Source organism: Streptomyces daqingensis (genome assembly GCF_014645895.1).
Classification (GTDB): Bacteria; Actinomycetota; Actinomycetes; order Streptomycetales; family Streptomycetaceae; genus Streptomyces; species Streptomyces daqingensis.
Map to the genome: position 1 here is coordinate 325,792 of NZ_BMMP01000004.1, position 24,415 is coordinate 350,206.

The 24,415-nt window shown below is 71.2% G+C and carries 27 protein-coding genes; 14 read left to right on the top strand and 13 right to left on the bottom strand.

All coding sequences use genetic code 11. From position 1 onward, the window contains the following. Nucleotides 1-14: 14 nt before the first annotated feature. From IEY56_RS08580 to IEY56_RS08600, 5 genes are all read right to left on the bottom strand, one after another. The gene (locus tag IEY56_RS08580) at nucleotides 15-335 is read right to left on the bottom strand and encodes a transcriptional regulator (protein WP_189036496.1); all 321 of its coding nucleotides are present in this window, start codon (nucleotides 333-335) and stop codon (nucleotides 15-17) included. Then, complete coding sequence (locus tag IEY56_RS08585; protein ID WP_189036497.1) at nucleotides 335-790, bottom strand: hypothetical protein; 456 nt, start codon at nucleotides 788-790, stop codon at nucleotides 335-337. The genes IEY56_RS08580 and IEY56_RS08585 overlap by 1 nt, the downstream gene beginning before the upstream one ends. A gap of 163 nt (nucleotides 791-953) precedes the next feature. Further along, a complete protein-coding gene (locus IEY56_RS08590) occupies nucleotides 954-1,961 on the bottom strand; it encodes an NAD(P)/FAD-dependent oxidoreductase (protein WP_189036498.1) in 1,008 nt (335 codons plus the stop codon). A 176-nt stretch (nucleotides 1,962-2,137) separates the two neighbouring features. After that, the gene (locus IEY56_RS08595) at nucleotides 2,138-3,466 is read right to left on the bottom strand and encodes an MFS transporter (protein WP_189036499.1); all 1,329 of its coding nucleotides are present in this window, start codon (nucleotides 3,464-3,466) and stop codon (nucleotides 2,138-2,140) included. Further along, the gene (locus IEY56_RS08600) at nucleotides 3,463-3,951 is read right to left on the bottom strand and encodes a MarR family winged helix-turn-helix transcriptional regulator (RefSeq protein WP_189036500.1); all 489 of its coding nucleotides are present in this window, start codon (nucleotides 3,949-3,951) and stop codon (nucleotides 3,463-3,465) included. The genes IEY56_RS08595 and IEY56_RS08600 overlap by 4 nt, the downstream gene beginning before the upstream one ends. 269 nt (nucleotides 3,952-4,220) lie before the next feature. Between IEY56_RS08600 and IEY56_RS08605 the strand changes: the two genes are divergently transcribed. The 4 genes from IEY56_RS08605 to IEY56_RS08620 all read left to right on the top strand — a co-directional run bounded on the left by IEY56_RS08605 (nucleotide 4,221) and on the right by IEY56_RS08620 (nucleotide 6,850). Further along, the gene (locus IEY56_RS08605) at nucleotides 4,221-5,048 is read left to right on the top strand and encodes a class I SAM-dependent methyltransferase (RefSeq protein WP_189036501.1); all 828 of its coding nucleotides are present in this window, start codon (nucleotides 4,221-4,223) and stop codon (nucleotides 5,046-5,048) included. A 111-nt stretch (nucleotides 5,049-5,159) separates the two neighbouring features. After that, entirely contained in the window at nucleotides 5,160-5,621 is a 462-nt protein-coding gene (locus IEY56_RS08610) for a helix-turn-helix domain-containing protein (RefSeq protein WP_189036502.1), read from the top strand. A gap of 27 nt (nucleotides 5,622-5,648) precedes the next feature. Beyond that, complete coding sequence (locus tag IEY56_RS08615) at nucleotides 5,649-6,371, top strand: hypothetical protein (protein WP_229711717.1); 723 nt, start codon at nucleotides 5,649-5,651, stop codon at nucleotides 6,369-6,371. Nucleotides 6,372-6,520: 149 nt separating this feature from the next. Further along, nucleotides 6,521-6,850 carry a DUF2516 family protein gene (locus IEY56_RS08620; protein ID WP_189036503.1) on the top strand — a complete coding sequence of 110 codons (330 nt, stop codon included), beginning with the start codon at nucleotides 6,521-6,523 and terminating at the stop codon, nucleotides 6,848-6,850. A gap of 158 nt (nucleotides 6,851-7,008) precedes the next feature. On the opposite strand, the gene IEY56_RS08625 is transcribed toward IEY56_RS08620, so the two are convergent. Together IEY56_RS08625 and IEY56_RS08630 are read right to left on the bottom strand one after the other, a co-directional pair. Then, nucleotides 7,009-8,415, bottom strand: coding sequence for a PP2C family protein-serine/threonine phosphatase (locus IEY56_RS08625; protein WP_189036504.1), 1,407 nt, complete (start codon nucleotides 8,413-8,415; stop codon nucleotides 7,009-7,011). A gap of 196 nt (nucleotides 8,416-8,611) precedes the next feature. Then, nucleotides 8,612-9,628 carry a C40 family peptidase gene (locus IEY56_RS08630; RefSeq protein ID WP_189036557.1) on the bottom strand — a complete coding sequence of 339 codons (1,017 nt, stop codon included), beginning with the start codon at nucleotides 9,626-9,628 and terminating at the stop codon, nucleotides 8,612-8,614. A 524-nt stretch (nucleotides 9,629-10,152) separates the two neighbouring features. On the opposite strand from IEY56_RS08630, the gene pstS reads away from it, so the two are divergent. The 4 genes from pstS to pstB all read left to right on the top strand — a co-directional run bounded on the left by pstS (nucleotide 10,153) and on the right by pstB (nucleotide 14,476). Next, the gene (gene pstS / locus IEY56_RS08635) at nucleotides 10,153-11,268 is read left to right on the top strand and encodes a phosphate ABC transporter substrate-binding protein PstS (protein WP_189036505.1); all 1,116 of its coding nucleotides are present in this window, start codon (nucleotides 10,153-10,155) and stop codon (nucleotides 11,266-11,268) included. Nucleotides 11,269-11,467: 199 nt separating this feature from the next. Continuing rightward, on the top strand, nucleotides 11,468-12,481 hold the full coding sequence (gene pstC / locus IEY56_RS08640) for a phosphate ABC transporter permease subunit PstC (protein ID WP_189036506.1): 1,014 nt from the start codon (nucleotides 11,468-11,470) through the stop codon (nucleotides 12,479-12,481). A gap of 52 nt (nucleotides 12,482-12,533) precedes the next feature. Continuing rightward, nucleotides 12,534-13,619, top strand: a complete 1,086-nt coding sequence (gene pstA, locus IEY56_RS08645; RefSeq protein ID WP_189036507.1) for a phosphate ABC transporter permease PstA — start codon at nucleotides 12,534-12,536, stop codon at nucleotides 13,617-13,619. 80 nt (nucleotides 13,620-13,699) lie between these two features. Continuing rightward, complete coding sequence (gene pstB, locus IEY56_RS08650) at nucleotides 13,700-14,476, top strand: phosphate ABC transporter ATP-binding protein PstB (RefSeq protein WP_189036508.1); 777 nt, start codon at nucleotides 13,700-13,702, stop codon at nucleotides 14,474-14,476. Between the two features lie 155 nt (nucleotides 14,477-14,631). Here the strand turns inward: pstB and IEY56_RS08655 are convergent, their stop codons facing one another. Both IEY56_RS08655 and IEY56_RS08660 read right to left on the bottom strand, forming a co-directional pair. Then, the gene (locus IEY56_RS08655) at nucleotides 14,632-15,627 is read right to left on the bottom strand and encodes an inorganic phosphate transporter (protein ID WP_189036509.1); all 996 of its coding nucleotides are present in this window, start codon (nucleotides 15,625-15,627) and stop codon (nucleotides 14,632-14,634) included. A gap of 6 nt (nucleotides 15,628-15,633) precedes the next feature. Next, the gene (locus IEY56_RS08660; RefSeq protein ID WP_045862025.1) at nucleotides 15,634-16,254 is read right to left on the bottom strand and encodes a DUF47 domain-containing protein; all 621 of its coding nucleotides are present in this window, start codon (nucleotides 16,252-16,254) and stop codon (nucleotides 15,634-15,636) included. Nucleotides 16,255-16,515: 261 nt separating this feature from the next. On the opposite strand from IEY56_RS08660, the gene IEY56_RS08665 reads away from it, so the two are divergent. Further along, nucleotides 16,516-16,875 carry a metal-sensitive transcriptional regulator gene (locus tag IEY56_RS08665; protein WP_189036510.1) on the top strand — a complete coding sequence of 120 codons (360 nt, stop codon included), beginning with the start codon at nucleotides 16,516-16,518 and terminating at the stop codon, nucleotides 16,873-16,875. A gap of 142 nt (nucleotides 16,876-17,017) precedes the next feature. Here the strand turns inward: IEY56_RS08665 and IEY56_RS08670 are convergent, their stop codons facing one another. After that, the gene (locus IEY56_RS08670) at nucleotides 17,018-17,317 is read right to left on the bottom strand and encodes a hypothetical protein (protein WP_189036562.1); all 300 of its coding nucleotides are present in this window, start codon (nucleotides 17,315-17,317) and stop codon (nucleotides 17,018-17,020) included. 129 nt (nucleotides 17,318-17,446) lie between these two features. Next, nucleotides 17,447-18,337 carry an SCO4651 family lipoprotein gene (locus tag IEY56_RS08675; RefSeq protein WP_189036558.1) on the bottom strand — a complete coding sequence of 297 codons (891 nt, stop codon included), beginning with the start codon at nucleotides 18,335-18,337 and terminating at the stop codon, nucleotides 17,447-17,449. A gap of 104 nt (nucleotides 18,338-18,441) precedes the next feature. On the opposite strand from IEY56_RS08675, the gene IEY56_RS08680 reads away from it, so the two are divergent. Then, a complete protein-coding gene (locus tag IEY56_RS08680) occupies nucleotides 18,442-18,717 on the top strand; it encodes a hypothetical protein (protein WP_189036563.1) in 276 nt (91 codons plus the stop codon). 200 nt (nucleotides 18,718-18,917) lie between these two features. On the opposite strand, the gene IEY56_RS08685 is transcribed toward IEY56_RS08680, so the two are convergent. Beyond that, nucleotides 18,918-19,673, bottom strand: coding sequence for a phosphatase PAP2 family protein (locus IEY56_RS08685; RefSeq protein WP_189036511.1), 756 nt, complete (start codon nucleotides 19,671-19,673; stop codon nucleotides 18,918-18,920). A gap of 445 nt (nucleotides 19,674-20,118) precedes the next feature. Then, entirely contained in the window at nucleotides 20,119-21,108 is a 990-nt protein-coding gene (locus IEY56_RS08690) for a C40 family peptidase (RefSeq protein ID WP_189036559.1), read from the bottom strand. Between the two features lie 174 nt (nucleotides 21,109-21,282). Between IEY56_RS08690 and IEY56_RS08695 the strand changes: the two genes are divergently transcribed. The 4 genes from IEY56_RS08695 (at nucleotide 21,283) to IEY56_RS08710 (ending at nucleotide 24,226) form a co-directional block, all read left to right on the top strand. Then, the gene (locus IEY56_RS08695; protein ID WP_045862030.1) at nucleotides 21,283-21,591 is read left to right on the top strand and encodes a DUF8827 family protein; all 309 of its coding nucleotides are present in this window, start codon (nucleotides 21,283-21,285) and stop codon (nucleotides 21,589-21,591) included. A gap of 209 nt (nucleotides 21,592-21,800) precedes the next feature. After that, on the top strand, nucleotides 21,801-22,445 hold the full coding sequence (locus IEY56_RS08700) for an O-methyltransferase (protein WP_189036512.1): 645 nt from the start codon (nucleotides 21,801-21,803) through the stop codon (nucleotides 22,443-22,445). Nucleotides 22,446-22,597: 152 nt separating this feature from the next. Beyond that, nucleotides 22,598-23,410: a maleylpyruvate isomerase N-terminal domain-containing protein gene (locus IEY56_RS08705; protein ID WP_189036513.1), complete on the top strand. Its 813-nt coding sequence runs from the start codon at nucleotides 22,598-22,600 to the stop codon at nucleotides 23,408-23,410. Between the two features lie 366 nt (nucleotides 23,411-23,776). After that, a complete protein-coding gene (locus IEY56_RS08710) occupies nucleotides 23,777-24,226 on the top strand; it encodes a VOC family protein (RefSeq protein WP_189036514.1) in 450 nt (149 codons plus the stop codon). Nucleotides 24,227-24,415 lie beyond the last annotated feature (189 nt).

Below are 24,415 nucleotides of genomic sequence, written 5' to 3' on the forward strand. Positions count from 1 at the left end.
CCCTGCCCTGATGCTCACCCGCCGGAGTTCGCGCCGGTGCTCCCGCCGGGGCCGCGAGCGGCATCGGCGGCCAGCGCCTGCAGGTACCAGAGGTGGTCCTCGTAGGCCTTCCTGCCCGCGCGGGTCAGGGCCGCCCAGGTGCGCACGCGGCCCGAACCGCGCGGCTTGGTCACCTTCACGTACCCGGCGTCGGCGAGGACCTTCAGATGCTTGCTCATGACCGAGTCGGCGACGCCCAGTTCGTCGCGCAGGGTGCCGAACTCCGCTTCGCGCACCACGGCCAGGAACGCACAGATCCTGAGCCTGTTGGGCGCGTGCACGATCTCGTCGAACATCAGAAGGAGTGATCCGGGTCGGCCGCGATTTCTCGCCGCAGAGCGGCCTCGAACAGCCTGCCGAGGACGATCGTCGCAAGGAGGACGACCCCGGCCGCGACCCACGAGACGGCCGCGGACCCGGTCAGCGAAGCGCTCGCGACGCAGGCCAGAGCGACCAGGCCGAGCAGGGTCAGCACGTTGCGGCTGCGCGTGCCCTGGGCTTTGGCGGTGGAGAGCCCCGCCAGGCGGCGGTAGGCCAGCGTGAGCACGAGACACCCGGCCAGCAGCAACCCCATCGAGGGCAGCGTCCAGTTGGCGTTCTCGAGCCCTTGCGCGAGCACGTGCTGGGCGACCAGCAGACCCAGCACCAGGTGATACCACCAGGGCGCGGCGATCCGGCCGGCTACACCGGCACGGGTAGCGGCCACGGCGTCCAGGGAGGCACGAGCGTCATCCGCTCCGTTGCTTTCCATGACGGAAAGACTATCGAAGAGTTTCCATCACGGAAAGAGCGATGCGGACGCGGGCGGACGCTCACGCCGCTGCGCGCAGCGCGAGGCGCGGGCCTGAAACGGAGTCACACCCAAGAACGGAAGTCGCGACCGGGGGACGCGGCCGGGAGCCGTGACCGGGAGGCTAGAAGCGGTCGAGGCGGCAGCCCGCCAGCACCGGCTCGGCGACGCCGTCGATCAGTTCGCGCGCGACCAGGCGCCCCACGGCCGGGCCGAGCGTGACCGCGGCGTGCAGCACCGCCACGTACAGGCCGGGCACCGCGGCGACCGGGCCGACGATCGGCTCGCCGTCCGCCGGCATGGGGCGTGCGCCGGTCCGGGCGCTGAGCAGCTCGACGTCCGCGGCGCCCCGGAAAGTGGACCGGACGGCGGCGAGGGCGCGTTCGGACGAGTCCGCGGCGGCGATCAGCCGGTCCGCGGTCACCTGGCGGAGATCGAAGTCCCGGTTGCTGACCACGGTGCGTACCAGACCGGCCGGAGCGCGGAACCGGAAAAGCGTCGCCGGCGACGGATCCACCGGCACGCGCACCCCGAGCGGCGCACCCAGCGCGGCCGTCGCCACCCCGGCTGCGAGCACCACGTGCGCGGCGGGAAGAAGCCCCTCGGCCGTCTCGACTCCGGCGGCCCGGCCCGCGGCGTCCCGGCGGACCGCGGTCACCGGGGTGTCCGGAAGGAACCGGGCGCCGTGCGCGCGGGCGCCCTCGACCAGCCGCCCGGTCACGCCCACCGGGTCGACGGCTCCGTCGCCCGGCGCCCAGACGGCCCGCTCCGGGGGCTGCCGCAGGGCGGGCTCCAGCGCCGCGACGGTGGCACCGTCGACGATCTCCTGCCCGGGCCCCGCTTCCGGCGGGACGTTCGCAGCGTCCCAGGAAAGGGAGCCGGACCAGGTCACCGGCAGTCCCGGCAGTTCGGCCTCCAGCCGCCGGTACTCCGCCGTCGCGGTCACCCGCAACGCGGCGGCCGGGCCGGTGCGTACGCCGGCCGCTCCGACCCAGGCGAACGACTGCGCCGTGACTCCGGCCCCCGGACGCCCGGCGTCGACGAGAGTCACGGCGGCCCCCGCCCTGGCGGCGTGGTAGGCCACCGAGGCACCGACGATGCCGGCGCCGGCCACCACCAGGTCGCTGCTCATCAGCGGCTCGTCACGCAGGTGTCCGGCTCGCCGTACGCGTAGGCGCGGAGGTCGACGAGCGCGGGATCGCTGAGTCCGGTCACGGCGGAGGAGTCAACCACGACGGCCGGCCGGCCGCCTCACGGTTTCCGGGCGTACGTACCTCGACTCCGCCGAGACCGAGCTCGGTTGACCTCTCATCTCGACGCCCGGGCACCGGGGGTGCCCGGTTCGGGGGCGGCCGGATCGGAGGCATTCGGTTCGGGGACATCCGCCCCGGAGTCGGCCGGTGCCCGAGGAGGCGTCCTGTACGCGCGGAGGGGCGCGTTGACCGCGGCCACCGCGGCGACCGCCAACGCGGCCGTGAGCCCCCCGGCGACAAGGGAGAAGGGCGCGGAGGTGACCGACGCCAGCAAGCCGCCCCGGAGGTTCCCGAGTTCGGGGCCCGCGACGCCGATGACGTGCTCCATCGAGGACACCCGCCCCCTGTACGCGTCGGGAGTCTCCAGCTGGACCAGGGCGCCGCGGGTGACCACCGAGACGGTGTCGGCGGCGCCCGCCACGGCCAGACAGCCGAACGCCGGCCACAGCGCCCCGGCCAGCCCGAACCCGGCCAGCGCCACACCCCAGACGCCTGCCGCGATCAGCTGAACCAGGCCGCCTCGGCGCAGGCGCGTCACCGTGCCCGAGAAGAGGCCCGCTGCGATGCCGCCGACTGCCACCGCCGAGAGAAACAGGCCGAGCGTCCGCGGACTGCCCCCGAACCGGGCCTCGTTGACCAGCGGGAAGAGGGCGACGGGCATGGCGAGCAACGTCGCGGACAGGTCAGTGGCCATCGAGCCCCAGAGCGTCGGACGGCGCAGGACGATCCGCCAGCCGCCGCGCCCGGCACGGCGCCGGTCGCTCCGCGCCTCCCCTCCCTCGGGACGCACGGCGGGGAGGTGCGCCACCGCGAGCAGCGCGACCGCGACGGCCCCCGCCTGCGCGGCGTAGGCGGTGGCGAAGTCCCACCGGGCGACGACGACTCCGGCCAGCGCGGGACCGGCCAGCATTGCCGCCTGGAAGGAGAGGTTGTTCAGGGCGAGCCCGGCCGCGACCTGATCGGCCGGAAGCAGCCTGACGGGAAGGGTGCGCCGGGCCGGCGCTCCCAGTGCGGCGCCGGCCGTGTTGGCGGCGGTCAGGACGAGCAGCAGCACCACGCTCCGGTTCCCGGCCAGGGCCTGGGCGCAGAGCCCGGCGGAGGCCAGGAGCTGCCCCGCGGTGGCGGCGAGCACCACGGCACGGCGGTCGAGGACGTCGGCCAGCGTGCCGCCGATCAGTCCGAACAACACCATCGGCAGGCCGGTCGCGAGCCCGATGGCGCCGGTGGCCACGGGACTCCGGGTCAGCTCCCAGACCTGGGCCAGCACCGCCACCGTGGCGATCTGCCCGCCGAACTGGGAGGCCGAGGTGCCCACCCACAGGGCGCGGAACGGCCGGCTGCCGCGCAGCGGCCGGGTGTCGAGGAACCGGCCACCCCGCCTCATGACTCCGGCTCGACGAGGTGGCTGAGGATCCGCTCCCGCATCGGCCTGCGTTCCAGGGCGCGCCGCAGCTCCGCGACGGCGGCGGTCAGCGCGTGCGGGATCTCCGCGTCCAGTTCCGCGACCGACGCGTGGGTGGCGCGCCATTCCGCCTCCAGGAACGGCACGAGCGAGCGGCCGCGACCGGTCAGCTCCACCCGGCGGGTCCGCGCGTCGGGTCCCGGTTCGGAGATGACCAGCCCTTCCTTGCGCATGGCGGCGACGGTCTGGCTGATCGCGGAGTGCGACCGGCCCAGGGACGCCGCGAGTTCGCGGATGGTCAGCGGGCCGGTGTGGGCGAGGCGGATCAGCGGCGAGGCGAACCGCGGTCTCACCCCCTCGATGCCGCGCTCGGTGTAGACGCGCTCGATCTCGGCGTCCAGATCGGCCAGGAGCTGGTGCAGCGACTGCCACGGGTCAGGGCGCGTCGTCGGGTCGTCAGATGTCACAGCGCTAATATAACAGCGCTGTTATGTCTGTGGGCTGCCCAACCGGCGGCAGCCGCAGTAGCGTTGGGGCTTCTGGTCGATGAAGCGTCCCTGGGAGCCGCTCCGCCCCCCGGCGGACCGGGAGTTGTGAGCGCCGGCTGACGCCCTCCGCATCGACATCCAGCCCGTAACCCGTCGCATCACGCGCGCCCTGCTGCGCAGTCGCACGCCGGCGGTTCCGCTCGGGCCACCGCTACCTCAACGGCAACGGCTGATCGAAGGGGACATACATGCAGCCTGGACGCGCGAGCCGCTCGGCGATGGGCAGCGCCCTGCTCAGGGCAGAACACGCCCGCGAGGACCCCGTGTGCGTACTGGACGACACGCTGGCCGGACAGCTCGTCCCGGCCTCGGAACGACCGCACCTGGAGGAGACGATCGCCGGCTGGCCTCCTCAGGTGCGCCGGTCCCTGCGTCTGCGCCACGCGCTCCGCGCGCGAGTGGCCGAGGACGAGGCCGTAGCGGGCCTGTCCGGGGGCCGGTCCGACTACGTGCTGCTCGGGGCCGGCCTGGACACGTTCGCCTGGCGGCATCCGCGTGCCGGTCTCTTCCGCATCTGGGAGGTGGACCATCCGGACACCCAGGCCTGGAAGCGGGCGGCGCTCGCGCACGCAGGGGTGGCGGAGGCGGCGAACGTCCGGTTCGTATCCGCCGACCTGGTCACCACGGAGCTTCAGGAGACGGATCTGCCGGGGCTGGCGACGTGGAACTGGCTGGGAGTGACGATGTACCTCCCGCAGTCAGCGACCCGGACCACTCTGCGCGCCATCGCCTCCCGGCAGGAAGGAACGACGCTGGTCGCCGACTTCGTCTGCGCGGACGAGGAGCTCGACGGTGCCGGACGGGCCGTCAGATCGTCGGCAGACGCGGCCGTCGCCACCGAAGGCGAGCCCGTCCTCGCCGATTACACCGTCGCCGAGGTCGAATCCCTCCTCCTTGAGGCGGGGTTCCGCACCGTGACCCTGCTGGACGCGGACGCGCTCCGCGCGCGCTACCTGCCCACGCGGCCCGGCCTGTGCCTTTCGAGCTCCACTGTGCTCGCCGTGGCGACCGTGTGACGGCGGCGGCCCTCGACGGCAAGGCCCCTGAACATGGGCACGGTGACAGATGCGCCACACTTGCAAGCGATTTGCTTGCAATAGTTAGCACGTGGGGGCATGGTGGAGACCATGGCTTCCCTGAACGTCGGCAATGTGGGCGAGTTCCTGCGCGAGCAGCGGCGCAACGCCAAGCTCTCGCTGCGGCAGCTCGCCGACGCCGCCGGGGTGTCCAACCCGTACCTCAGCCAGATCGAGCGCGGCCTGCGCAAACCCAGCGCCGACATCCTGCAGCAGCTCGCCAAGGCGCTGCGGATCTCGGCCGAGACGCTGTACGTACAGGCCGGGATCCTCGACGAACGGGAGCGGGAGGACCTTCTGCAGGTCCCGGCCGCCATCCTCGCGGACTCCTCGATCAACGACGGGCAGAAGCAGGCGCTGCTCCAGATCTACGAGTCGTTCCGCAAGGAGAACGGGCATACGGCGTCCAAGGAGCCCGGGCAGGACGCGGGAACCGGGCCCGCCCGGAAGCGCGAAACGACCGCGGACACCCGCACGAACGAAGCCGAGGCCCCCGAGGCCGACGCCCGATAGCACTACATCAGCAGGGAGAGACCTTCCATGCCCAACGGCAACGACCTCCGCAGGACGCTCACCGACCCCAAGCCCCTCTACTTCGCCGCCGGCGTGCTCGACAAGATCCGCGAGGAGGCCCCGGACCGGATCGCCGCCGTACGCGCGACCGACCCCAAGGACGTCCAGGCGCGCGTCAGCAAGCAGGCGAAGGAGACCCAGGCGAAGGTCAGCCAGACCCTGGGGAACATCGACACCGACATCAAGAAGCTGCGCGAGCAGGCACAGCACCTCGCGCTGCAGAGCCTCGGCATGGCAGCCGAGTACGCCGTGAAGGCACGCGAGACCTACGACGAGCTGGCCGACCGCGGCCGCGGCGCCGTGAAGAACTGGCGCGGCGAGAGCGACGTCCCCGAGGTCACGGTCGAGCGCGAGCCGGTCAAGGTCGCCGAGCCGCCGGCCGAGCCCCGCCGCAGCACTGCCAAGCCGGCCGGGGCGAAGGCCGCGGACGGTGCCTCGCCGACGACCGCGACGGCGGGCGCCCGCCGCACCACGACGGCGAAGACCACCCCTGCCAAGGGCGCCACCGGCAAGTCCGCCACGGGCGAATCCGCCACGGGCAAGAAGGGGACGGCCGGCGACGCCCCGAAGGCCGGCGGCGCGAAGTCCGCCGCCCAGAAGAACGGCGACGGCAAGGCCGGCAACGCCCGCACCGGCACCGCCAAGTCCAACGGCGGCCGCAAGTCCGCGCCGAAGTCCGACGAGTCCTGACTTCGGGGGCATCGGCCGGATGACCGGTCCGGCGAGCGGGTACGGTGGCAGGGCGAGCCGCTCACGGGGCGACGGGCGACCGCCGGACAGGCCGGTACGCTCAGCGGCTCACCGACTCAGGACACTTACGAACGCGCAGGGATGTGGACGTGATGATGGAGGGGTTCTTCGGAGTGCTGGGGATTATCTCCATGGTGCTCCTGGCCATGGCGGTGTTCGCCTTCATCGACGGCGCGATGCGTCCGACCGGCGCCTACGCCGCCGCGAGCAAGCAGAGCAAGGTCTTCTGGCTGATCATTCTCGGCCTGACCATCGCGGCGAACATGTTCAACATCCTCTTCCTGCAGGTGGCGGGCCTGATCGCGACGATCGTCTACATCGTCGACGTCCGCCCCGCCCTCAAGCAGGTCAGCGGGAACGGCCCGCGCAAGGGCGGCAGCAGCAGCGACGGGCCTTACGGGCCCTTCAACGGCCGCTGAGCCGGGGAGCCGGCTCGTCGACGGACACGGTTGACCGCGCAGCGCTTCGCCTTCCGCCGTTCACTCGCGCCGGACGCGGTGAACTCCCTCCGGTAGCGGTGACCCCGCCTCCCCCGGTCCGCTCCCGCGCTTCCCCGTTCACTCCCGCCGGTCGCGGTTCATCCTCGGTCGAGGAGCAGCACCGCGACGTCGTCGGTGAGTTCGCCGCCGTTCAGGCCCCGCACGTCCTCCATCGTCGCGTCGAGCAGCTGCTCGCCGTGGGCCCCCTGCGCCATGCGCGCCGTGACGATCTCCAGCATCCCCTCCTGCCCGAGACGCTGGCGCCCCTCGCCGACATGGCCCTCGATGAGGCCGTCGGTGTACATCAGCAGGCTCCAGGTCCGGCCCAGTTCGACCTGCCGCCGCGGCCAACGGGCCCGCGGCACCACTCCCAGTGCGGGACCGCTGTCGTCGTACGGCAGCAGCCTCGGTGCGGTGCCTCCCGCGCCGGCGACGAGCGGCGAGGGGTGCCCGGCGAGGCAGACCCCTGCCCGGCGCCCGTCGGGGGAGATGTCGACCGTGCAGAGGGTCGCGAAGACCTCGTCGCTCGGACGCTCGTTCTCCAGCACCTTCTGCAGCGTCCCCAGCAGCTGGTCACCGCAGAGGCCGGCGAACGTCAACGCCCGCCAGGCTATGCGCAGTTCGACGCCGAGAGCGGCCTCGTCGGGGCCGTGGCCGCACACGTCACCGATCATCGCGTGGACCGTGCCGTCGGCGGTGCGCACGGTGTCGTAGAAGTCGCCGCCGAGCAGGGCGCGGGAGCGTCCGGGGCGGTAGCGGGCGGCGAAGCGCAGCTCACTGCCCGCGAGGAGCGGTGTCGGGAGCAGCCCACGCTCCAGCCGCGCGTTCTCCTGGGCGCGCAGCCGGGACTCGGTGAGCTGCCGCTGAGCCAGGTCGGAGCGCTTGCGTTCGACGGCGTACCGGATGGCGCGATTGAGGAGCCGTCCGTCCAGCTCGTCGCGGAAGAGGTAGTCCTGGGCGCCGACCCGCACGGCCTCGGCGGCGCGCTCCGCGTCGGCGCCGTCCGTCAGTACGAGTACGGCGTGGCGCGGGGCGAGACGCAGCACGTGCCGCAGCATCTCCAGCTCGTCCGACTGTTCTCCGTCCCGCTCGCCGGGCCGGTCCGCGTCGTGGGCTCCGGCCGCCGCGCCGGCTCCCCGCCCTGCCTCCTCCGCACCTGACTCGTGGGCGGTGGCTCCGCCCTGGGCGCCGGTGAGGGCGAGGTCGAGCAGGATGCACTGCACGTCGTCGGTCAGCAGCCGTTCGGCTTCGGTGAGGTTGCGCGCCGTCCGTACCTTGATGCGCTCGCCCGAAGCGTCGGAGAGCCGGTCTCCCGGGAGGTATCCGCCTGCGGCGTCGAGCATCTCCGGGACGCTGCGCCCTCCGGCGCGGCTGTCCTCGATGACCAGCAGCGACAGCCCGCTCTTCGCGGGCGCCGCGGCCCGGCCGGGCCCACCGGCCTGACGCGGTACAGACGCGCGCGGCGACGCGGACACCGCGTCTTCGCGTGGCACGCCTACGGGCATGTGTGCTTCCTTCCCTCCCCCCGAGGGTGCGGCCGCGTGCCAGCCGGCACGCCACCAGGCCCGGCCAACGGCGCTGGTCCACCGCGCCTGCGTCGTCCGGGCTGTCAGGGGACCCTAGCGCCCCCGCACGTATGTACGGAATGGATGTCGGCAAACGTCACATGGCATATGCCTGCACACCGGAGCCCGTTCGTCCTCATTTGTCCGGGCGCACGACGCCCTTGATCAGCAGCGAGCCCGCGCCCGCGATGGTGATCTGGCGCCCCGTGCGGGGCGCGTGGACCATCTCGCCCCCGCCCACGTACATGCCGACGTGGCTCGCGTCACGCTTGTAGATGATGAGGTCACCGGGGCGCATCTCCCGCAGCGGCACCCGCGGCAGCTGCCTCCACTGCTCCTGCGACGTCCGCGGTATCTCCTCGCCCGCCGCCTGCCACGCACGCAGGGTCAGCCCCGAGCAGTCGAACGTACGGGGACCCTCGGCGCCCCACTCGTAGTCCTTGCCGATCTGGTTCGTGGCGTAGGCGATCGCGCGCTTGCCCGCCTTCGAGGCCTTGCCGCTGATGTCGTCCAGCACGCCGGACTTCAGCCACTTCGACTGCCGCGCCCAGGCCGCCTCGTCCTCCAGCTGCCGCAGCCGCTTCAACTCGTCCTTCGCAAGGCGCGATTCGAGCTGTTCGGCCCGCTCCAGCTCCCTCTCGACCTTCTTCTTGGCCGCCGCCTTCCGCTTGCGGTTCGCCTCCAGCGCCTTCAGCTTGGCCGCGGCCTCGTCGGCGTACTTCTCCAGCTTGAACTCGCTGCGCGCGAGCGTGGTGATCACGCCCATCGCCGCCCGCTGGCCCTTCCGCATGATGAAGGCGTCACGCATGAACGCCTCCGGTGACTCGCGGAGGATCAGCCGGGCCTCGTCGGGCATCCCGCCGCTGCGGTACTGGGCGCGGGCGAGCGCGCCGGCCGTGTTCTTGTACTCGCGCTGCTTCACGCGCAGCGAGGAGGCCTTCTCCTTCAGGCTCTTCACGGCCTTCGCCTGGCTCTTCGCCCGCTCCTCGGCGCCGTTGTAGGCCTCGGCCGCCGCCTCGGCCCGGTCGTGGAGCCGGTCGATCTGCTTCTGGACGTCCTCGAGGCTCGGGCCGCTGGCACCGGACGCGCCCTCGCCGCCGTCCCGGCCGCCCGGGTCCGCGTGGGCCGTCCCCGCCGCGGGCACCGCCAGCATTCCGAGCACGCAGGCCGCCACAACCGCCCGGTGTTTCGCCGTACCGCCCACCCTTGCCCCCTCGTGGTCACGTCCGCCGCAGGCACTGCCGCATGCGTGCCGCACCTGCCGGGTCGCGGGCGGCGGACGGCCCGTCAGAACCCGTCAACTTCCGCCCACTCAGCGGATGGTGCCACGCGCTTACCGAGAACAACAGGCCCGCAGGCGCCGCCCCGGACCCCTGAACCAGTCCCTCCGGAGCGCCCCGCGCCTGGTCACGCCGGGGAAGACCTACCCGCGGGTACTCCCCGAAAACAGGCCCCTCCGCCGCCTCGCACGGCGCCATCGAGCTGACCGCCGAGGTTCACCGCGCGTTCATTCACCTCCGTGGGCCGCTTCACCTGATCTGTCTAATTTCAGCCGTACGGAGCGCGGACTGCCCGCCTCCCGACCGGCTGCCGGGCAGCGCGCCCAGGGGCCGCCAGAACCCACAGACGTCTCGCGCGCCGCCCCGCCGGCGGGCTCCAGGAAGGAACTGAACGAAAGTGAAGCTTCAGCGCACGAACCGGCTTCGCGCCCTCGCGCTCGGCGCCGTCGCGGTCTCCGGCGCCCTGGTACTCACCGGCTGCGGCTCGGACGACAACACCTCGAAGACCACCGAGAAGGCCGCCGCCGGCATCGAGTGCGACGGCAAGGGCAAGCTGCTGGCCTCCGGCTCCACGGCGCAGAAGAACGCGGTGGACGCCTGGGTGAAGAACTACCAGGCGGCGTGCGGGAACACCCAGATCAACTACAAGGACATCGGCTCCGGCGGCGGCATCCAGGAGTGGCTGCAGGGCACCACCGCCTTCGCCGGCTCCGACTCCGCGCTCAAGCCCGACGAGGTCGCGGCGTCGAAGAAGGTCTGCAAGGGCGGCCAGGGCGTCAACCTGCCGATGGTGGGCGGCCCGATAGCCGTCTCGTACAACCTCTCCGGCGTCGAGGACCTCGCCCTGGACGCGCCCACTCTCGCCAAGATCTTCGACTCGAAGATCAAGAAGTGGAACGACCCGGCGATCAAGAAGCTCAACCCGGGCAAGAAGCTCCCCGCCACCGACATCCAGGCCTTCCACCGCTCCGACGAGTCGGGCACGACGCAGAACCTCGGCAAGTACCTGGGCACCGCCGCCGAGGACGACTGGAAGTACGAGGACGAGAAGTCCTGGCCCGCCGAGGGCGGCCAGTCCGCGTCGGGTTCGGCGGGCATCGCCCAGCAGGTCAAGCAGACCGACGGCGCCATCGGCTACTTCGAGCTGTCCTACGCCACCGCCAACAACCTCGACAGCGTCAAGATCGACACAGGTGCGGGCGAGCCCGTGGCGGCCACGTCCCAGAACGCCTCCAGGGCCATCGCCGACGCGAAGGTCGTCGGCAAGGGCAAGGACCTCGCGCTGGAGCTGAACTACGCCACCAAGGCCGAGAACGCCTACCCGATCGTCCTCGTCACCTACGAGATCGCCTGCGACAAGGGCAACGAGAAGAACACCCTCGACGCCGTCAAGTCCTTCCTGTCCTACACCGCCGGTGAGGACGGCCAGAGCACGCTGACGAAGCTGGGTTACGCGCCGCTCCCCGAGGAGGTCGCGAAGAAGGTCCGCAGCACCATCCCGGAGCTGTCCTGACGGGCCGTACCCGGCCGGGACCGTGGCTGCTCCCCCGCCACGGCGCGTGACGTGGCCGGCCCGGCAGCGGGCCGGCCACCGGCGTCCGCCCCCTCCGCGGGCCACCGCCCCCGCCACCCCCGGCCTGCCCGGCGTACCCGCCGGCCGCCCGTCCGGTGCACCGCCGCCAGGGGACTCCCCGACCCAGACCGGAGACACCATGGACCTCTCACACACCTCGCCGGCCCCGACGGCCCCGCCCCCGACGCCGCCGGACAGCGATCCGTCCGCCGTCAAGGGCAGGGCGGTCCACCCCGGCGACAAGATCTTCCGCGGTCTGTCCCGCGGTTCCGGCATCACGCTGCTGGTGATCATGGCGGCCATCGCCGCGTTCCTCACCTACCGCGCGTCGATCGCCCTCTCCGCCAACTCGGCGAACTTCCTGACCGCCTTCGAGTGGAACCCCCAGGGGGATCCGCCCGCGTTCGGCATCGGCATCCTCGCCTTCGGGACGGCCGTCAGCTCGGTGATCGCGATGGTGATCGCCGTGCCCGTCGCCGTGGGCATCGCGCTGTTCATCTCGCACTACGCCCCCCGCAGGATCGCGGCGCCGCTCGCCTACGTCATCGACCTGCTGGCCGCGGTGCCCTCCATCATCTACGGCCTGTGGGGCGCGCTCTTCCTCGTCCCCTACCTGGACGGGCTCACGCGCTGGCTGGACCGGTTCCTCGGCTGGACGACGCTCTTCGAGATGTCCAACCCGGGCAGCCCGGCACGCTCGATCTTCACCGTCGGCATCCTGCTGGCGATCATGATCCTGCCGATCATCACGAACGTCTGCCGCGAAGTCTTCCTGCAGGCACCGAAGATGTACGAGGAAGCGGCGCTGGCGCTGGGCGCCACCCGCTGGGAGGTCATCCGCATGTCGGTGCTGCCCTTCGGCCGGTCCGGCATCATCTCCGCCTCGATGCTCGGCCTGGGACGCGCGCTGGGCGAGACCATGGCCGTCGCGACGGTGCTCTCCCCCGGCTCCGTCTTCACCTGGCACCTTCTCGACCCCGGCAGCGGCACGTTCGCGCAGAACATCGCCGCGAAGTTCAACGAGGCCGACGAGTTCGGACGTGACGCGCTGATCGCCTCCGGCCTCGTCCTCTTCGTCATCACCCTGCTCGTCAACGGCGCCGCCCGCTACATCATCGCCCGCCGCAAGGAGTACTCGGGGGCCGACGCATGAGGCACGGAAGGGCACTTCGCCGAGCAGGCACCACCCGGGAGCGAGGGCACGTATGAGCGACAACGCACTGACGGACAGGCCGCAGGTCACCGGCCCGCCCTCCGCCGGCCCCTCCCTGGCCCGCCGGCGCCTGCCGCGCTGGACCCCGGCGCTGGTCGTCCTGGTCTCGGTGGGCCTGGGCGTCGGCGGGGGCAGCCTCGCCGGCTGGGAGAGCCGCGTCCAGCAGGGGCTGATCGCCGCCCTGCTGTCCGTGATCGTCACCTACGCGCTGACGAGCCTCGTCGAGGACTCCCGCCAGGCCAGGGACAAGGTCGCGACGAGCGTCGTGTGGGTCTGCTTCGCCGCCGCCGTGGTCCCCCTGGTCTCCCTCGCCTGGACGACCGTCAGCCGCGGCGCGGAACTCCTCGACGGCTACTTCCTCTCCCACTCGATGGGCGGCATGACCAACATCGAGGAAGGCGGCGGCGTCTACCACGCGTTCCTCGGCACCGTCGAACAGGTCGGTCTGGCAACGCTGATGGCCGCCCCCGTCGGACTGCTCACGGCCGTCTACCTCGTCGAGTACGGCCGTGGCCGGCTCGCGCAGGCGGTGACCTTCTTCGTCGACGTCATGACGGGCATCCCGTCCATCGTCGCCGGACTGTTCGTCCTCGCCTTCTGGAACCTCGGACTCGGTTTCGGCCCCTCGGGATTCGCCGGCTCCATGGCGCTGGCGATCCTGATGATGCCCGTCGTGGTGCGCTCCACCGAGGAGATGCTGAAGCTCGTCCCGAACGAACTGCGGGAGGCGTCGCTGGCGTTGGGCGTTCCGAAGTGGCGCACCGTCCTCAAGGTCGTACTGCCCACGTCCATGGGCGGCATCGCCACCGGCGTGATGCTCGCCGTCGCCCGCATCGCCGGCGAGACGGCACCCGTGATGCTGCTCGTCTTCGGCAACCCGCTGATCAACCCCAACCCGTTCTCAGGCGCGCAGGAATCGCTCCCGCTCTACGTCTGGAACCAGTACAAGCTCGGCAACGCGGCCAGCATCGACCGCGCCTGGGCCGGAGCGCTCACGCTGATCGCGTTCGTGATGCTCCTGAATCTGCTGGCGCGCGGTATCGCCCGCTGGAAAGCGCCCAAGGGGGCGGGCCGTTGAGTCCCGGCCCGGCCGCCCCCACGCCCCGGGCGCCCGCTCACGCGCCCTCCCGCACGCACCCCGAGAAAGCGACTGACACCATGGCCAAGCGAATCGACGTCAGCGGCCTCACCGCCTTCTACGGCGGTCACCGGGCCATCGACGACATCTCCATGAGCGTCGAACCCCGCTCCGTCACGGCCTTCATCGGCCCGTCCGGCTGCGGCAAGTCGACCCTCCTGCGCACCCTCAACCGCATGCACGAAGTCACCCCCGGCGGCCGGGTGGAGGGCAAGGTGATGCTGGACCACGAGGACCTGTACGGGACGAGCGTGGACCCCGTCGCCGTGCGCCGCACCATCGGCATGGTCTTCCAGCGGCCCAACCCCTTCCCGACGATGTCGATCTACGACAACGTCGCGGCCGGGCTGCGCCTGAACGGCGACTTCAGGAAGAAGGAACTCGACGGCATCGTCGAGAAGTCCCTCAAGGGCGCCAACCTGTGGAACGAGGTCAAGGACCGCCTCGGGAAGCCCGGTTCGGGTCTCTCCGGAGGCCAGCAGCAGCGGCTGTGCATCGCCCGCGCCATCGCCGTGCAGCCGCAGGTGCTGCTGATGGACGAGCCGTGCTCGGCCCTCGACCCGATCTCCACGCTGGCGATCGAGGACCTCATCGGCGAGCTGAAGTCCCGCTTCACGATCGTCATCGTCACGCACAACATGCAGCAGGCGGCACGGGTTTCGGACCGTACGGCCTTCTTCAACCTCTCCGCGGTCGGCCGGCCCGGCAAGCTCATCGAAATCGACGACACCGAGCGGATCTTCTCCAACCCGTCGGTGCAGGCCACCGAGGACTACATCTCGGGCCGCTTCGGCTGATCCGCGGGCACCGGTGCCGAGCCGAGCGGACGGCGACCGCGCCTTCGCGGTGACCGCTGGCTCACGGCGCCGCACGGCGGTGCCGACAGCAGGGCTCGCCCCCGCTCAGCGGAGGCGAGCCCGTCGTGCTGCGTGAGCCTCGCGGCCCGGGAAGGTCAGCCGAAGAAGAGCAGGATCGACCAGTAGCTGAGCGCCGCCACCGTTGCGGCGGCCGGCATGGTGATGAACCATCCCGCGACGATGTTCCCGGCGACTCCCCAGCGCACCGCGGAGACCCGCTTCGTCGCGCCCACGCCCATGATCGCGGAGGTGATGACGTGCGTGGTGGAGATCGGTGCGCTGAACATGAAGGACGCCGTGTACATCACGGAGGCGGCAGTCGTCTCCGCGGCGAAGCCCTGCGGCGGGTCGAGTTCGATGATCCGGCGCCCCAGCGTCCGCATGATCCGCCAGCCGCCGGCGTACGTGCCCAGCGAAAGCATTCCCGCGCAGGCGAACTTGACCCACAGCGGAATTCCCTTGTCGTCCTGCACATCCGCGATGCTCAGGGCCAGCACCACGATGCCCATCGTCTTCTGCGCGTCCTGCAGGCCGTGCCCCAGTGCCATTCCCGCCGCGGAGACCGTCTGCGCGATGCGGAAACCCCGCTTCGCACGGTGCGGGCTGGAGCGGCGGAACAGCCACAGGATGACGACCATCACCAGGTAGCCCAGCGCCATCCCGACGATCGGTGAGAGGAACATCGGCAGGACGATCTTCTCGATCACACCGGACCAGATGACGACCGTGCCACCTGCAAGTGCGGCACCGACCATGCCGCCGAACAGGGCGTGGGAGGAGGAGGACGGCAGCCCGAAGTACCACGTGATCAGGTTCCACACGATCGCGCCGACGAGCGCGGCGAAGAGGATGGCCATTCCGCTCCGCCCGTGCGGCGTCTCGATCAAGCCCTTGCTCACGGTCTTCGCGACGGAACTGCCGAGGAAGGCGCCGGCCAGGTTCATCACGGCCGCCATGGCCAGCGCGGCGCGGGGCGTCAGCGCACGCGTCGAGACCGAGGTGGCGATCGCGTTGGCCGAGTCGTGGAAGCCGTTCGTATACGTGAAGAAGAGCGCGACCCCGATGGTCACGATGAGAGCGAACGTGTCCACGAGTGGTCAGGACTCCTTGACCGCGATGGTCTCGACCGTGTTGGCCACGTGCTCGAAGGCGTCCGCCGCCTCCTCCAGCACGTCCACGACCTGCTTCAGCTTCATGACGTCCATCGCGTCGTACTTGCCGTTGAAGAGGTGGGCGAGCAGCTTGCGGTGGATCTGGTCCGCCTGGTTCTCAAGGCGGTTGACCTCGATCCAGTACTCGGTGAGGTTCTCCATGGTGCGCAGGTGCGGCATGGCCTCGGCCGTCAGCTCGGCCGCACGCGCCAGCACCTCGATCTGCTGCTCGACGCCCTTGGGCAGGTCCTCGATCTCGTAGAGCACGACGAGATCGACGGCCTCCTCCATGAAGTCCATGATGTCGTCGAGCGAGGAGGCCAGCTTGTAGATGTCCTCCCGGTCGAAGGGCGTGATGAAGGAGGAGTTGAGCTGGTGGAAGATCGCGTGCGTCGCGTCGTCCCCCGCGTGCTCCGCGGCACGCATACGCTCGGCGATCTCGGCGCGTGCGGAGGATTCCGCCCCGAGCAGTTCCATCAGGAGTCTCGAGCCCGTGACGATGTTGTCCGCGGAGGCCGCGAACATGTCGTAGAAGCTCGTCTCCCTTGGGGTCAGACGAAAGCGCACTGGAGATCCTCGGGGTCCATCGGTGACGGTCTCGTTGATGCTAAGCGCATCATCCGGCCACGGCGAGGCGGCCTCAGACAGTGTCGCCCATAGCTCACTCTGCCCTGAACCGCCCTCCCCGAATCCGCTACGCTATACCCACGAGGGGTATCTTTCCAGGCTTTCGGGACAGTGCGTACTACCGTGCATTTCCGGCCATTTCAGGCCCTTCTACGTACGCGATCGCGCACCGCCCCGCGCCCACTGACCACGGGAGGCACCATGACGACGGCCGGAGCCGACGACGGGCGGAGCACCACCGCCGGCGAGGACCCCTGCGCCGCCCACGCCGCCACCGGCGAGCACGGCTACACCAAGGAGAAGGACGCCCACCTCAAGCGCCTCCGCCGCATCGAGGGCCAGGTGCGGGGCCTGCAGCGCATGGTCGAGGAGGACGTGTACTGCATCGACGTCCTCACCCAGGTCTCGGCGTCCACGAAGGCGCTGCAGTCCTTCGCGCTCCAGCTCCTGCAGGAGCACCTGCGGCATTGCGTGGCACACGCCGCGAAAGAGGGCGGCACGGAGATGGACGAGAAGGTCGAGGAGGCGACGGCAGCCGTCGCGCGCCTGCTGCGCACCTAGCCGCCGCGACCGATCGGGACGTAACACCCGGAACGCCAGGACCCCCGCACGGCGGAAGTGGCGGATCACACACGAGCACGAACGCCGCTTACGGCGCACAGCGGGACGATTCGCCCACCTCTCGCAGGCACCACGGGGCTCGTCAGGAACGCCGGTGCGGCGACGCGGCCGCCCGGCCGCCGGAAGCCTGGCCCCTGGCCTGCGTGGAGCGCGCCACCGGGCGCTGAACCGACCGCCAGGCCGTCTCGTCGACGTCGCCCGGGACCGTGCCGAGCACCTCGTCGATACGTGCCACGCTCAGCCTCTCCTCGCCGGCCGCCTCCGCCGCCGAGGCGGCGATCATCAGCTCGCCGCACAGCTCGATCTCGGCGAGGGCCACGTGGTCCTGGACGACAGAACCCCGCGAACCACGACCGGGCACACCGGGAACGCTGCCAGGCACACGCACCACCTCCTCGTGTATCCCCACAGTAGGGACGGGCGCACCCTCCGCGCATGGCAAATCCGGACCATTTCGAACCCGCGACCGCGACCGAGGCGTCCGTTGCGGAGCCATGGGCCCCGCAACTCCTCAGAACGGCGCGATCTTTCCCGCGTAGATATCGGATGATCGGGGCATCTCGACCGTCACCGGTGCGCCGAAGCCGTGGAACCACGTCGTCGACGAAACGGCGACGCCCTCACCGCCGTTCCCGTCGGCCTCCGTCCCACCCGGCTCTTTCCGCGCGTCACCCGCGAAAGTGAACTCGTGCCTGACCTTCCGCAGGCGCCCCTGCCCATCGACGTACGCGTCAAACGGAACCGCCCGTTCGGAGAACCCTTTCGCCGCCGCGGTCAGCTGATCACGCCAGTGCGGGGCGGCGTTCCGCGCCGCCGCCCACAGGTCGACCGTGCCCCTGTAGCGGCGCACGCTCTCCCCGTCCAGCTCCCGCCTTCCCGCGTACTTCACCTCCCGCGCGCCGCGCAGCAGTTCGGCCGCGCTGACGGCGTCCGTCGCACCCGCCGTGACCAGGTTGCCGTCGGGAAGTGCGGTGGTGTCGAGACGGACCCACTTGTCCTGGGGGACGCCCGCCCCCCGGTTCTTCATGTACAGAGCCTGCGGGACCACGATTTCCTTCACGAGACGCCGCTCGCCGGGCCGCGCGCCCGAAGTCCCCTCGGGCAGCCGTACCGTGAGGTGGCCCAGCCGCTTCCGGTAGTCGAAACCGCCCTCGCCGTCGACGGAGATGCGGGTCCCCCCGCTGGCCATCGTCAGGGAGGTGCGGGAGCGCGAAGTCCCGTACCGGGTCAGTACGTCGGGAGCGGCTCGTACGACCTCGGCGGGAGTGGGGTGCGGCTTGTCGATCGCGGCCGCCGTGCCGTTGTCCGTACAGCCGGTGGCCAGGAGGAGCAAGGAGACGGCGGCGGTGAGAGTGCCGGTAGCAGCTCGCGCACGACCGCGCCCGAGCCCCTGCGCCACCATCTCCGCCGCCCCCAACGAGCACTCCGTACCTGGGATCTTCCAGCGATCCGATCCCTTAACGAGACGCCGGGGCCTGCCGTCACGGGGACGGTTACGGTTGTCACGTGCGCGAGCGAACGGGCGGCGGCCCCGGCCCTGAGCGGCCCGGACAGGGCGGACGTGGCCGCGAGGACGCGGGCGTGGACGGGGACGAGAACGGGGACGGGGACGAGAACGTGGACGGGGAAGAGGGCGGGCCCCACAACACCTCGACCGTCGAACGAGGTTCCTTCAGCTACGCCCGCTGCTCGTGCGGCTGGGCCGGTCCGGCACGCCGGGCGAGGGGGACGTCCCGGGCGGACGCAGCGGCACACGGAGCCCGCGGGACGCGGGGAGCGTGACGGCGGAGGGCAGAGATCGCGGGGGCCGCACGACCGGGCGCGAGGCGCAGGGGCGGAGAGGCCCGCGCGAGGCGTCCGTCGCTCGGGGGGAGGCGGTGGCCGCGGGACGGAGGCCGCGGGCCGGGCCCTGGCATCCAGGGGGCTGAGGGTCGCAGGGGGCTGAGGGGGGATGCCGGCCCTGACGGGCCGGACAGTTCGGGTTACGCCGCCAGGTCGCGGTCGTCGCGCGGGCTGCGGCGCCTCGGCTGCCGTCCGGCACCTGGGGAGTCACGGCCCTCTGCTCCCGCACCGCGGCCCTCGGACACGCGCTCCGCGCCCGCACCGGCGGCGCGCCGGGCCGAGGCCGCCCATACCAGGCCGCCCAGCCGCGGAGCGTCGGCGACCGCCCGCACGACGGGCGTCAGCAGCCACATCGCACCCGGGGCCAGCAGCAGCGAGACGGCCGTGCCGAGCGCGAGACCGCCGATCACGTCCGTCGGGTAGTGCACGCCCATGTAGACGCGGCTGAGGCCGGCGGCGACCGCGAGCAGTATGCCCACCAGCCCGTACCGGCGGTGGACCATGAAGATCCCGACAGCCAGCGCCATGGCCAGGGTCGAGTGGTCGCTCACGAACGAGTAGTCGTCCTTGCCCTCGATGAGGACTTCCAGCCCCTTGTGATCCACGAACGGGCGGGGCCGCTCGACGAAGTTCCTGATGGGGATGTTCACCAGCAGTGCGAGAGCGGCGGCCAGCGGCGTCCAGACGAGCCCCGCGAAACCGGCGACGGCCTCGTCACCGGAGGGCGCACGGCGCGTGACGCGCCACCAGGCGGCGAATCCCAGCAGCACGAGCGCGAAGACGATGCCGTACTCGCCGACGTACTCCATGGTCCGGTCAGCCCAGGTCGGGGCGGACTCTGCCAGGCCGTTGATCTCGTAGAGCAGATCGACGTCCGGGTCGTCCCAAACTGCCATCGCTTTGCTGACCTCTCACTCTGCACTGCTCGACGCTCGTCCGCCGCGCTTCGACCCCCCGTGGCCGTGGATGCGGAAGTGCTCTTCCGCCGTAAAGAGAACGCCGCTCGACGCTCCGGGCGTTCCGGTCTTACCGAACGATCACCCGGACGTTATCGAAGGGTGATCCGTATCCGCAGCTCAGGGGCTACGTCTCACCCAGCGTTCCGCAATGATTACACGTTCCTGCACGCCCTCCTCACCGTCCCGCCATCTTCCGCGGCCCGTACATGCGATCCAGTCGTCCTTCCCCGCGGCGAGCGGCCGTCACACCACCACAGAGTAGTGAACCGCCTTTGCAGAAAGGACAGTTGACGCTTAGAGCGTTTCCGGCCCCGCATGGTTCCCGGCCGGTTCCGGCCGCCCCGTGGTGACCGGCCGGCGGCCTGGTGTCAGCTGTCAGCGGTCAGTTGTCAGCCGTCGGGCGTGTGGCTCCGAAGTAGTTCGGCGTATCGATGGGATCGAAACGGATCTTGGCGCCCGTGTAGGGCGCATTGATCATCTGGCCGCCTCCGACGTAGATGCCCACGTGGTCGATCGAGCGCGAGTTGTTCAGATCGCTGCCGAAGAACACCAGGTCGCCCGGGAGGAGTTCGTCCCGCTTCGGGTGCGGCCCGCTGTTCCACTGGTCGTTCGCGACCCGTGGCAGCGTCACGCCCACGCTCCTGTACGCGGCCAGGGTCAGCCCGGAGCAGTCGAAGCGCCCGTCCTGCTCCGGCGTGCCGTTGCCGCCCCACAGATAGGGCGTGCCGAGTTTCTTCTGCGCGTAGTAGATGGCACCGGCGGCGCGCCTGGAGGGATCGACGCGTCCCTTGGTGGAGGCGAAGCTCTTCTCCATCTTCCGGATCGTCGACACGTAGTTCTTCGTCTCGCGGTACGGCGGAACTCCCCCGTACTTGATGACGGCGTAGGCCCCCGCGTTGTAGGCGGCCAGCATGTTGTCCGTCCGGTCGCCGGGGGCGTCCTTCACGTAGGAGGCCAGCTTGCAGTCGTAGTTGGCGGCCGAGGGGATGGCGTCCTTCGGGTCCCACACGTCGCGGTCGCCGTCGCCGTCCCCGTCGAGGCCGTGGGCCGACCACGTGCCGGGGATGAACTGAGCGATGCCCTGGGCCTGCGCGCTGCTCTTCGCGTCCGGGCGCCAGCCGCTCTCCTGGTAGAGCTGCGCCGCCAGCAGCGCCGGGTTCAGCGCGGGACACAGCGATCCCCACTTCTGCACCAGCGCCTGGTACTGGGAGGGCACGGCGCCCTTGGCCAGTCCCACCACGCGGCCGCCCGCGCCCGCGAGGCCTGCCGCCGTGACGTACGTGCCGACCACGAGCAGAGCCACGAAAGCGGCCAGCAGCCCTAACCCGCCGCCGACGCCCAGCCAGACCTTCTTACGTCCCGCTCCACGCATCCGCACCACTCAACCATCCCTCATACGAGCGTGGTTCACTGCCCATCCCGTCCGACTCATGACAGAATCCGAGGAGGCGTGCCCCTGGCGGGCACAGCGTCCAGCTTCATCCTTCCTTCCCGATCAGCGTGTTCAATGCATCATCAATCTCCGACATGAGGCGGTGAGTTCACCATGTTTCTGGCGGCCGACAAGGGCGACATCACCACCATCATCGGCGGAATCGCGCCCGACTGGGGCCCGTTCGGGTCGCTCGGCAACGAGGCCCGGATCATGATCGAGGTCGTGATGGCCGTCGCCATCCTCCTCTGCCTCGGCATCGCCATCTGGGGTGCCGCGAAGCAGCGCATCGGCGCCACCGCGCTGCGCGACACCTTCAGCGCCGAGCAGGGCAAGGGCCTGATCGTGGCGGGCCTGACCGGCGTGTTCATCATCGGTTCGCTCGGCACCCTCTTCACAATCGTCTACGGCATGGCGGTGTAGGGGCGGCCTCCGGCTGCGCGGCCCAGGCACTTCGGGCGGCGCGGCGGGCGCGACCGCATCGGCGGCGCGGGTCAGGCGTCCTGCCCCTCCGGCTCGGTGGCGGAATGCGTTCGAACGCACCGGTCGCATCCGGCCGTCCCGGTGTGCTTCGAAACGCACCGGGCACATGCGACCTGAACTGCCCGGACGTACGGAGGACTTGAACGCGCATGGACATCGTGAACCCGGCTCTGGACGACTACCTGCTGGCCCACGCCACACCCGCCGACGACGTCCTGCGCGACCTCGTCGAGGAGACCCACGGACTGGAGCCGGGGACGACGATGCAGGTGTCGCACGACGAGGGCGAGCTCCTCACGATGCTCACCCGCCTCACCCGCGCTGAATTCGCCGTGGAGATCGGCGTGTTCACCGGCTACTCCTCCATCTGCATCGCCCGCGGCCTCGCCGAGGGCGGCACGCTGCTGGCGTGCGACGTGTCCGAGGAGTGGACGTCCGTCGCCCGCCGCTACTGGGAGCGCGCGGGGCTGAGCGAGCGCGTCGACCTGCGCATCGCCCCGGCCCTGGACACCATCCGCGGCCTCCGGCCGGGCGCCCGCATCGACTTCGCCTTCATCGACGCCGACAAGACGGGCTACCCGGCGTACTACGAGGAGCTCGTCCCGCGCATGCGTCCCGGCGGGCTGATCGTCCTGGACAACGTGCTGCGCGGCGGCCGAGTCGTGGATCCGGCGGCACAGGACGACGCGGACAGGGCCATCCGGCAGGTCAACGACACCATCACGGCGGACAGCCGCGTCCAGTCGGTCATGCTCCCGCTGAGGGACGGCGTGACGCTCGCCCGGAAGCTCTGAGGCCGCGGCGGCCTCCGGCCCGCGCGGGCGCCCGGGCGCGGCTGCTGCGGCGCAGCTCCGCTTTCCGGGTTCCGGGGGGCGCCGGATCCGGCGGGATCCGTCCTGGTCGTACCCGGGTCGAGTTTGTCAGTGGTGAGTCCTAGTCTTCGATCATGCCTGCCACTTTGGAGCACGAGCGCTTCTGCGCCGAGATCATCGACCAGACCCGGCTTTTCCGCGACATCCTCGACGGCACCGCTCTCGACACCCCCGTGCCTTCCTGCCCTGAGTGGGCTCTGCGTGATCTGGCCGTGCACGTGGGCGACGGCCATCGGTGGGCGGCCGAGATAGTACGGACGAGGGCGGCGGACGCCGTTCCGGACGAAGCCGTGCCCGGCCGCGGCGGTCCTGTCAGGACCTCCGACGCCGTCGGCGACGCGGCCGCGCTCGACGCCTGGCTGGCCGAGAGCGCCCAGCTGGCCTCCGACGAGCTGCGCATCGCCGGACCGCAGGCCGCGGTGTGGACGTTCGTGCCGGAGGGGCGCGCGGCGTTCTGGGCGCGGCGCCGGGCGCACGAGACGCTCGTACACCGTGCTGACGCGGCGCTCGCCGCGGGTTCCGGCTTCGACGCCGACCACGTCCTGGCGGCCGACTGCATCGACGAGTGGCTGGGGATCATCGCCAGCGAGGAGGCGAAGCAGCACCGTCCGGCTCTGCGTACGCTCGACGAGCGCGCAGGGGAGACGCTCCACCTGCACGCGACGGACACGGCGGCAGACGTCGCAGCGGAGTGGCTGATCACGCTGGGCGAGGGCGGCATCAGCTGGCGCCGCAGCCACGAGAAGGCCTCCGTGGCCTTGCGGGCCCCGTTGACCGACCTCCTCCAAGTCTTCTTCCGGCGCGTGCCGCCCACAAGCGATCAGGTCGAAGTGCTCGGCGACGCGACGCTGTTGGACTTCTGGCTGGAGCACGTCAGCTTCGCGTGAAAGGGGGCTCACGCGGCGGAGGCGGAGGCCCGGCCTGTGCGATCCAGTCCGCTGCGGGAGGCCTCCGCGTCCGCTGTGGGACGGGCCCGGCAGGGCCTGTCCCACGCGGATGCCACCGCCGCGGCGATATCCACAGCCTGTGGACAGAACGGCGGGGCAGGCACGGGGGAGTTGCGGAGGCGGACGGCGACGCAGGCCAGCCGGGGAGACGGCACGATACCGGCGGCGTCCGGCACCGCGGACGCGGCGCGGCAGTCCGGGGCTCGATCCGGCCGGCACGAGCCGGGTCGGGCTGCCCGGCGGCATGCCCTGCACGCCCGGCCTGACCTCCGCCGACGCCCCCAAGTCCCGTGCCAGACTCCCGGCATGGAACAGCGCACCCATTTCGTCACCCTCGCGACCCCTGACCTCGACGCCTCGCGCCGGTTCTACCGGGACGGTCTCGGCTGGGTGCCGCTCGCCGACGTCCCCGGGGAGATCGTCTTCTTCCAGACGGGCCCCGGCCTGGTGCTCGGCTTCTTCGAGGAGTCGAAATTCCGCGAGGACATGGACGGGGCCGTCTCCTCCACCAGCACCACGGGGGTGACGCTGTCGCACAACGTCGGCTCCCCGGGCGAGGTCGACGCCCTGGTCGACGCCGCGGTGCGAGCAGGGGCGCGGCTCGTCAAGTCCCCCCGCCCCGTCCCCGTCTTCGACGGCTACCACGGGCACTTCGCCGACCCCAACGGCGTGGTCTGGGAGGTCTGCCACAACCCCGGCTGGAGCGTCGACGACGCAGGACGCGTCAGCCTCGGCGCGGGCGAAGAGAGCAACTAGCCCCCCCGCGGCCCGTGACCGAAGAGGCCGGAGGCCATGACCGGCCGAGACGATGAAGGCCCCGATAGTGGGCCGGTTGAACCAAGGGCGCAGTAGCCCGATGTGGACGCTGCTGACGGCACCTCAGCGGTTCCAGACGAGAACAAGCAGGCGATCCCACAGCGCAGACGCGCGGCTGCTGGTGACGGG

Bases quoted from the DNA above. Each gene is read 5' to 3' on its own strand.
- IEY56_RS08625 (WP_189036504.1), bottom strand. From the start codon at position 8,415: ATGCCCGTAGGCGTGCCACGCGAAGACGCGGTGTCCGCGTCGCCGCGC.
- IEY56_RS08585 (WP_189036497.1), bottom strand. From the start codon at position 790: ATGGAAAGCAACGGAGCGGATGACGCTCGTGCCTCCCTGGACGCCGTG.
- IEY56_RS08690 (WP_189036559.1), bottom strand. From the start codon at position 21,108: ATGCGTGGAGCGGGACGTAAGAAGGTCTGGCTGGGCGTCGGCGGCGGG.
- IEY56_RS08675 (WP_189036558.1), bottom strand. From the start codon at position 18,337: ATGGTGGCGCAGGGGCTCGGGCGCGGTCGTGCGCGAGCTGCTACCGGC.
- IEY56_RS08610 (WP_189036502.1), top strand. From the start codon at position 5,160: ATGGCTTCCCTGAACGTCGGCAATGTGGGCGAGTTCCTGCGCGAGCAG.
- IEY56_RS08605 (WP_189036501.1), top strand. From the start codon at position 4,221: ATGCAGCCTGGACGCGCGAGCCGCTCGGCGATGGGCAGCGCCCTGCTC.
- IEY56_RS08710 (WP_189036514.1), top strand. From the start codon at position 23,777: ATGGAACAGCGCACCCATTTCGTCACCCTCGCGACCCCTGACCTCGAC.
- pstB (WP_189036508.1), top strand. From the start codon at position 13,700: ATGGCCAAGCGAATCGACGTCAGCGGCCTCACCGCCTTCTACGGCGGT.
- IEY56_RS08695 (WP_045862030.1), top strand. From the start codon at position 21,283: ATGTTTCTGGCGGCCGACAAGGGCGACATCACCACCATCATCGGCGGA.
- IEY56_RS08595 (WP_189036499.1), bottom strand. From the start codon at position 3,466: ATGAGGCGGGGTGGCCGGTTCCTCGACACCCGGCCGCTGCGCGGCAGC.
- IEY56_RS08580 (WP_189036496.1), bottom strand. From the start codon at position 335: ATGTTCGACGAGATCGTGCACGCGCCCAACAGGCTCAGGATCTGTGCG.
- IEY56_RS08665 (WP_189036510.1), top strand. From the start codon at position 16,516: ATGACGACGGCCGGAGCCGACGACGGGCGGAGCACCACCGCCGGCGAG.
- pstA (WP_189036507.1), top strand. From the start codon at position 12,534: ATGAGCGACAACGCACTGACGGACAGGCCGCAGGTCACCGGCCCGCCC.
- IEY56_RS08630 (WP_189036557.1), bottom strand. From the start codon at position 9,628: ATGCTGGCGGTGCCCGCGGCGGGGACGGCCCACGCGGACCCGGGCGGC.
- IEY56_RS08615 (WP_229711717.1), top strand. From the start codon at position 5,649: ATGCCCAACGGCAACGACCTCCGCAGGACGCTCACCGACCCCAAGCCC.
- IEY56_RS08590 (WP_189036498.1), bottom strand. From the start codon at position 1,961: ATGAGCAGCGACCTGGTGGTGGCCGGCGCCGGCATCGTCGGTGCCTCG.
- pstC (WP_189036506.1), top strand. From the start codon at position 11,468: ATGGACCTCTCACACACCTCGCCGGCCCCGACGGCCCCGCCCCCGACG.
- IEY56_RS08700 (WP_189036512.1), top strand. From the start codon at position 21,801: ATGGACATCGTGAACCCGGCTCTGGACGACTACCTGCTGGCCCACGCC.
- IEY56_RS08705 (WP_189036513.1), top strand. From the start codon at position 22,598: ATGCCTGCCACTTTGGAGCACGAGCGCTTCTGCGCCGAGATCATCGAC.
- IEY56_RS08685 (WP_189036511.1), bottom strand. From the start codon at position 19,673: ATGGCAGTTTGGGACGACCCGGACGTCGATCTGCTCTACGAGATCAAC.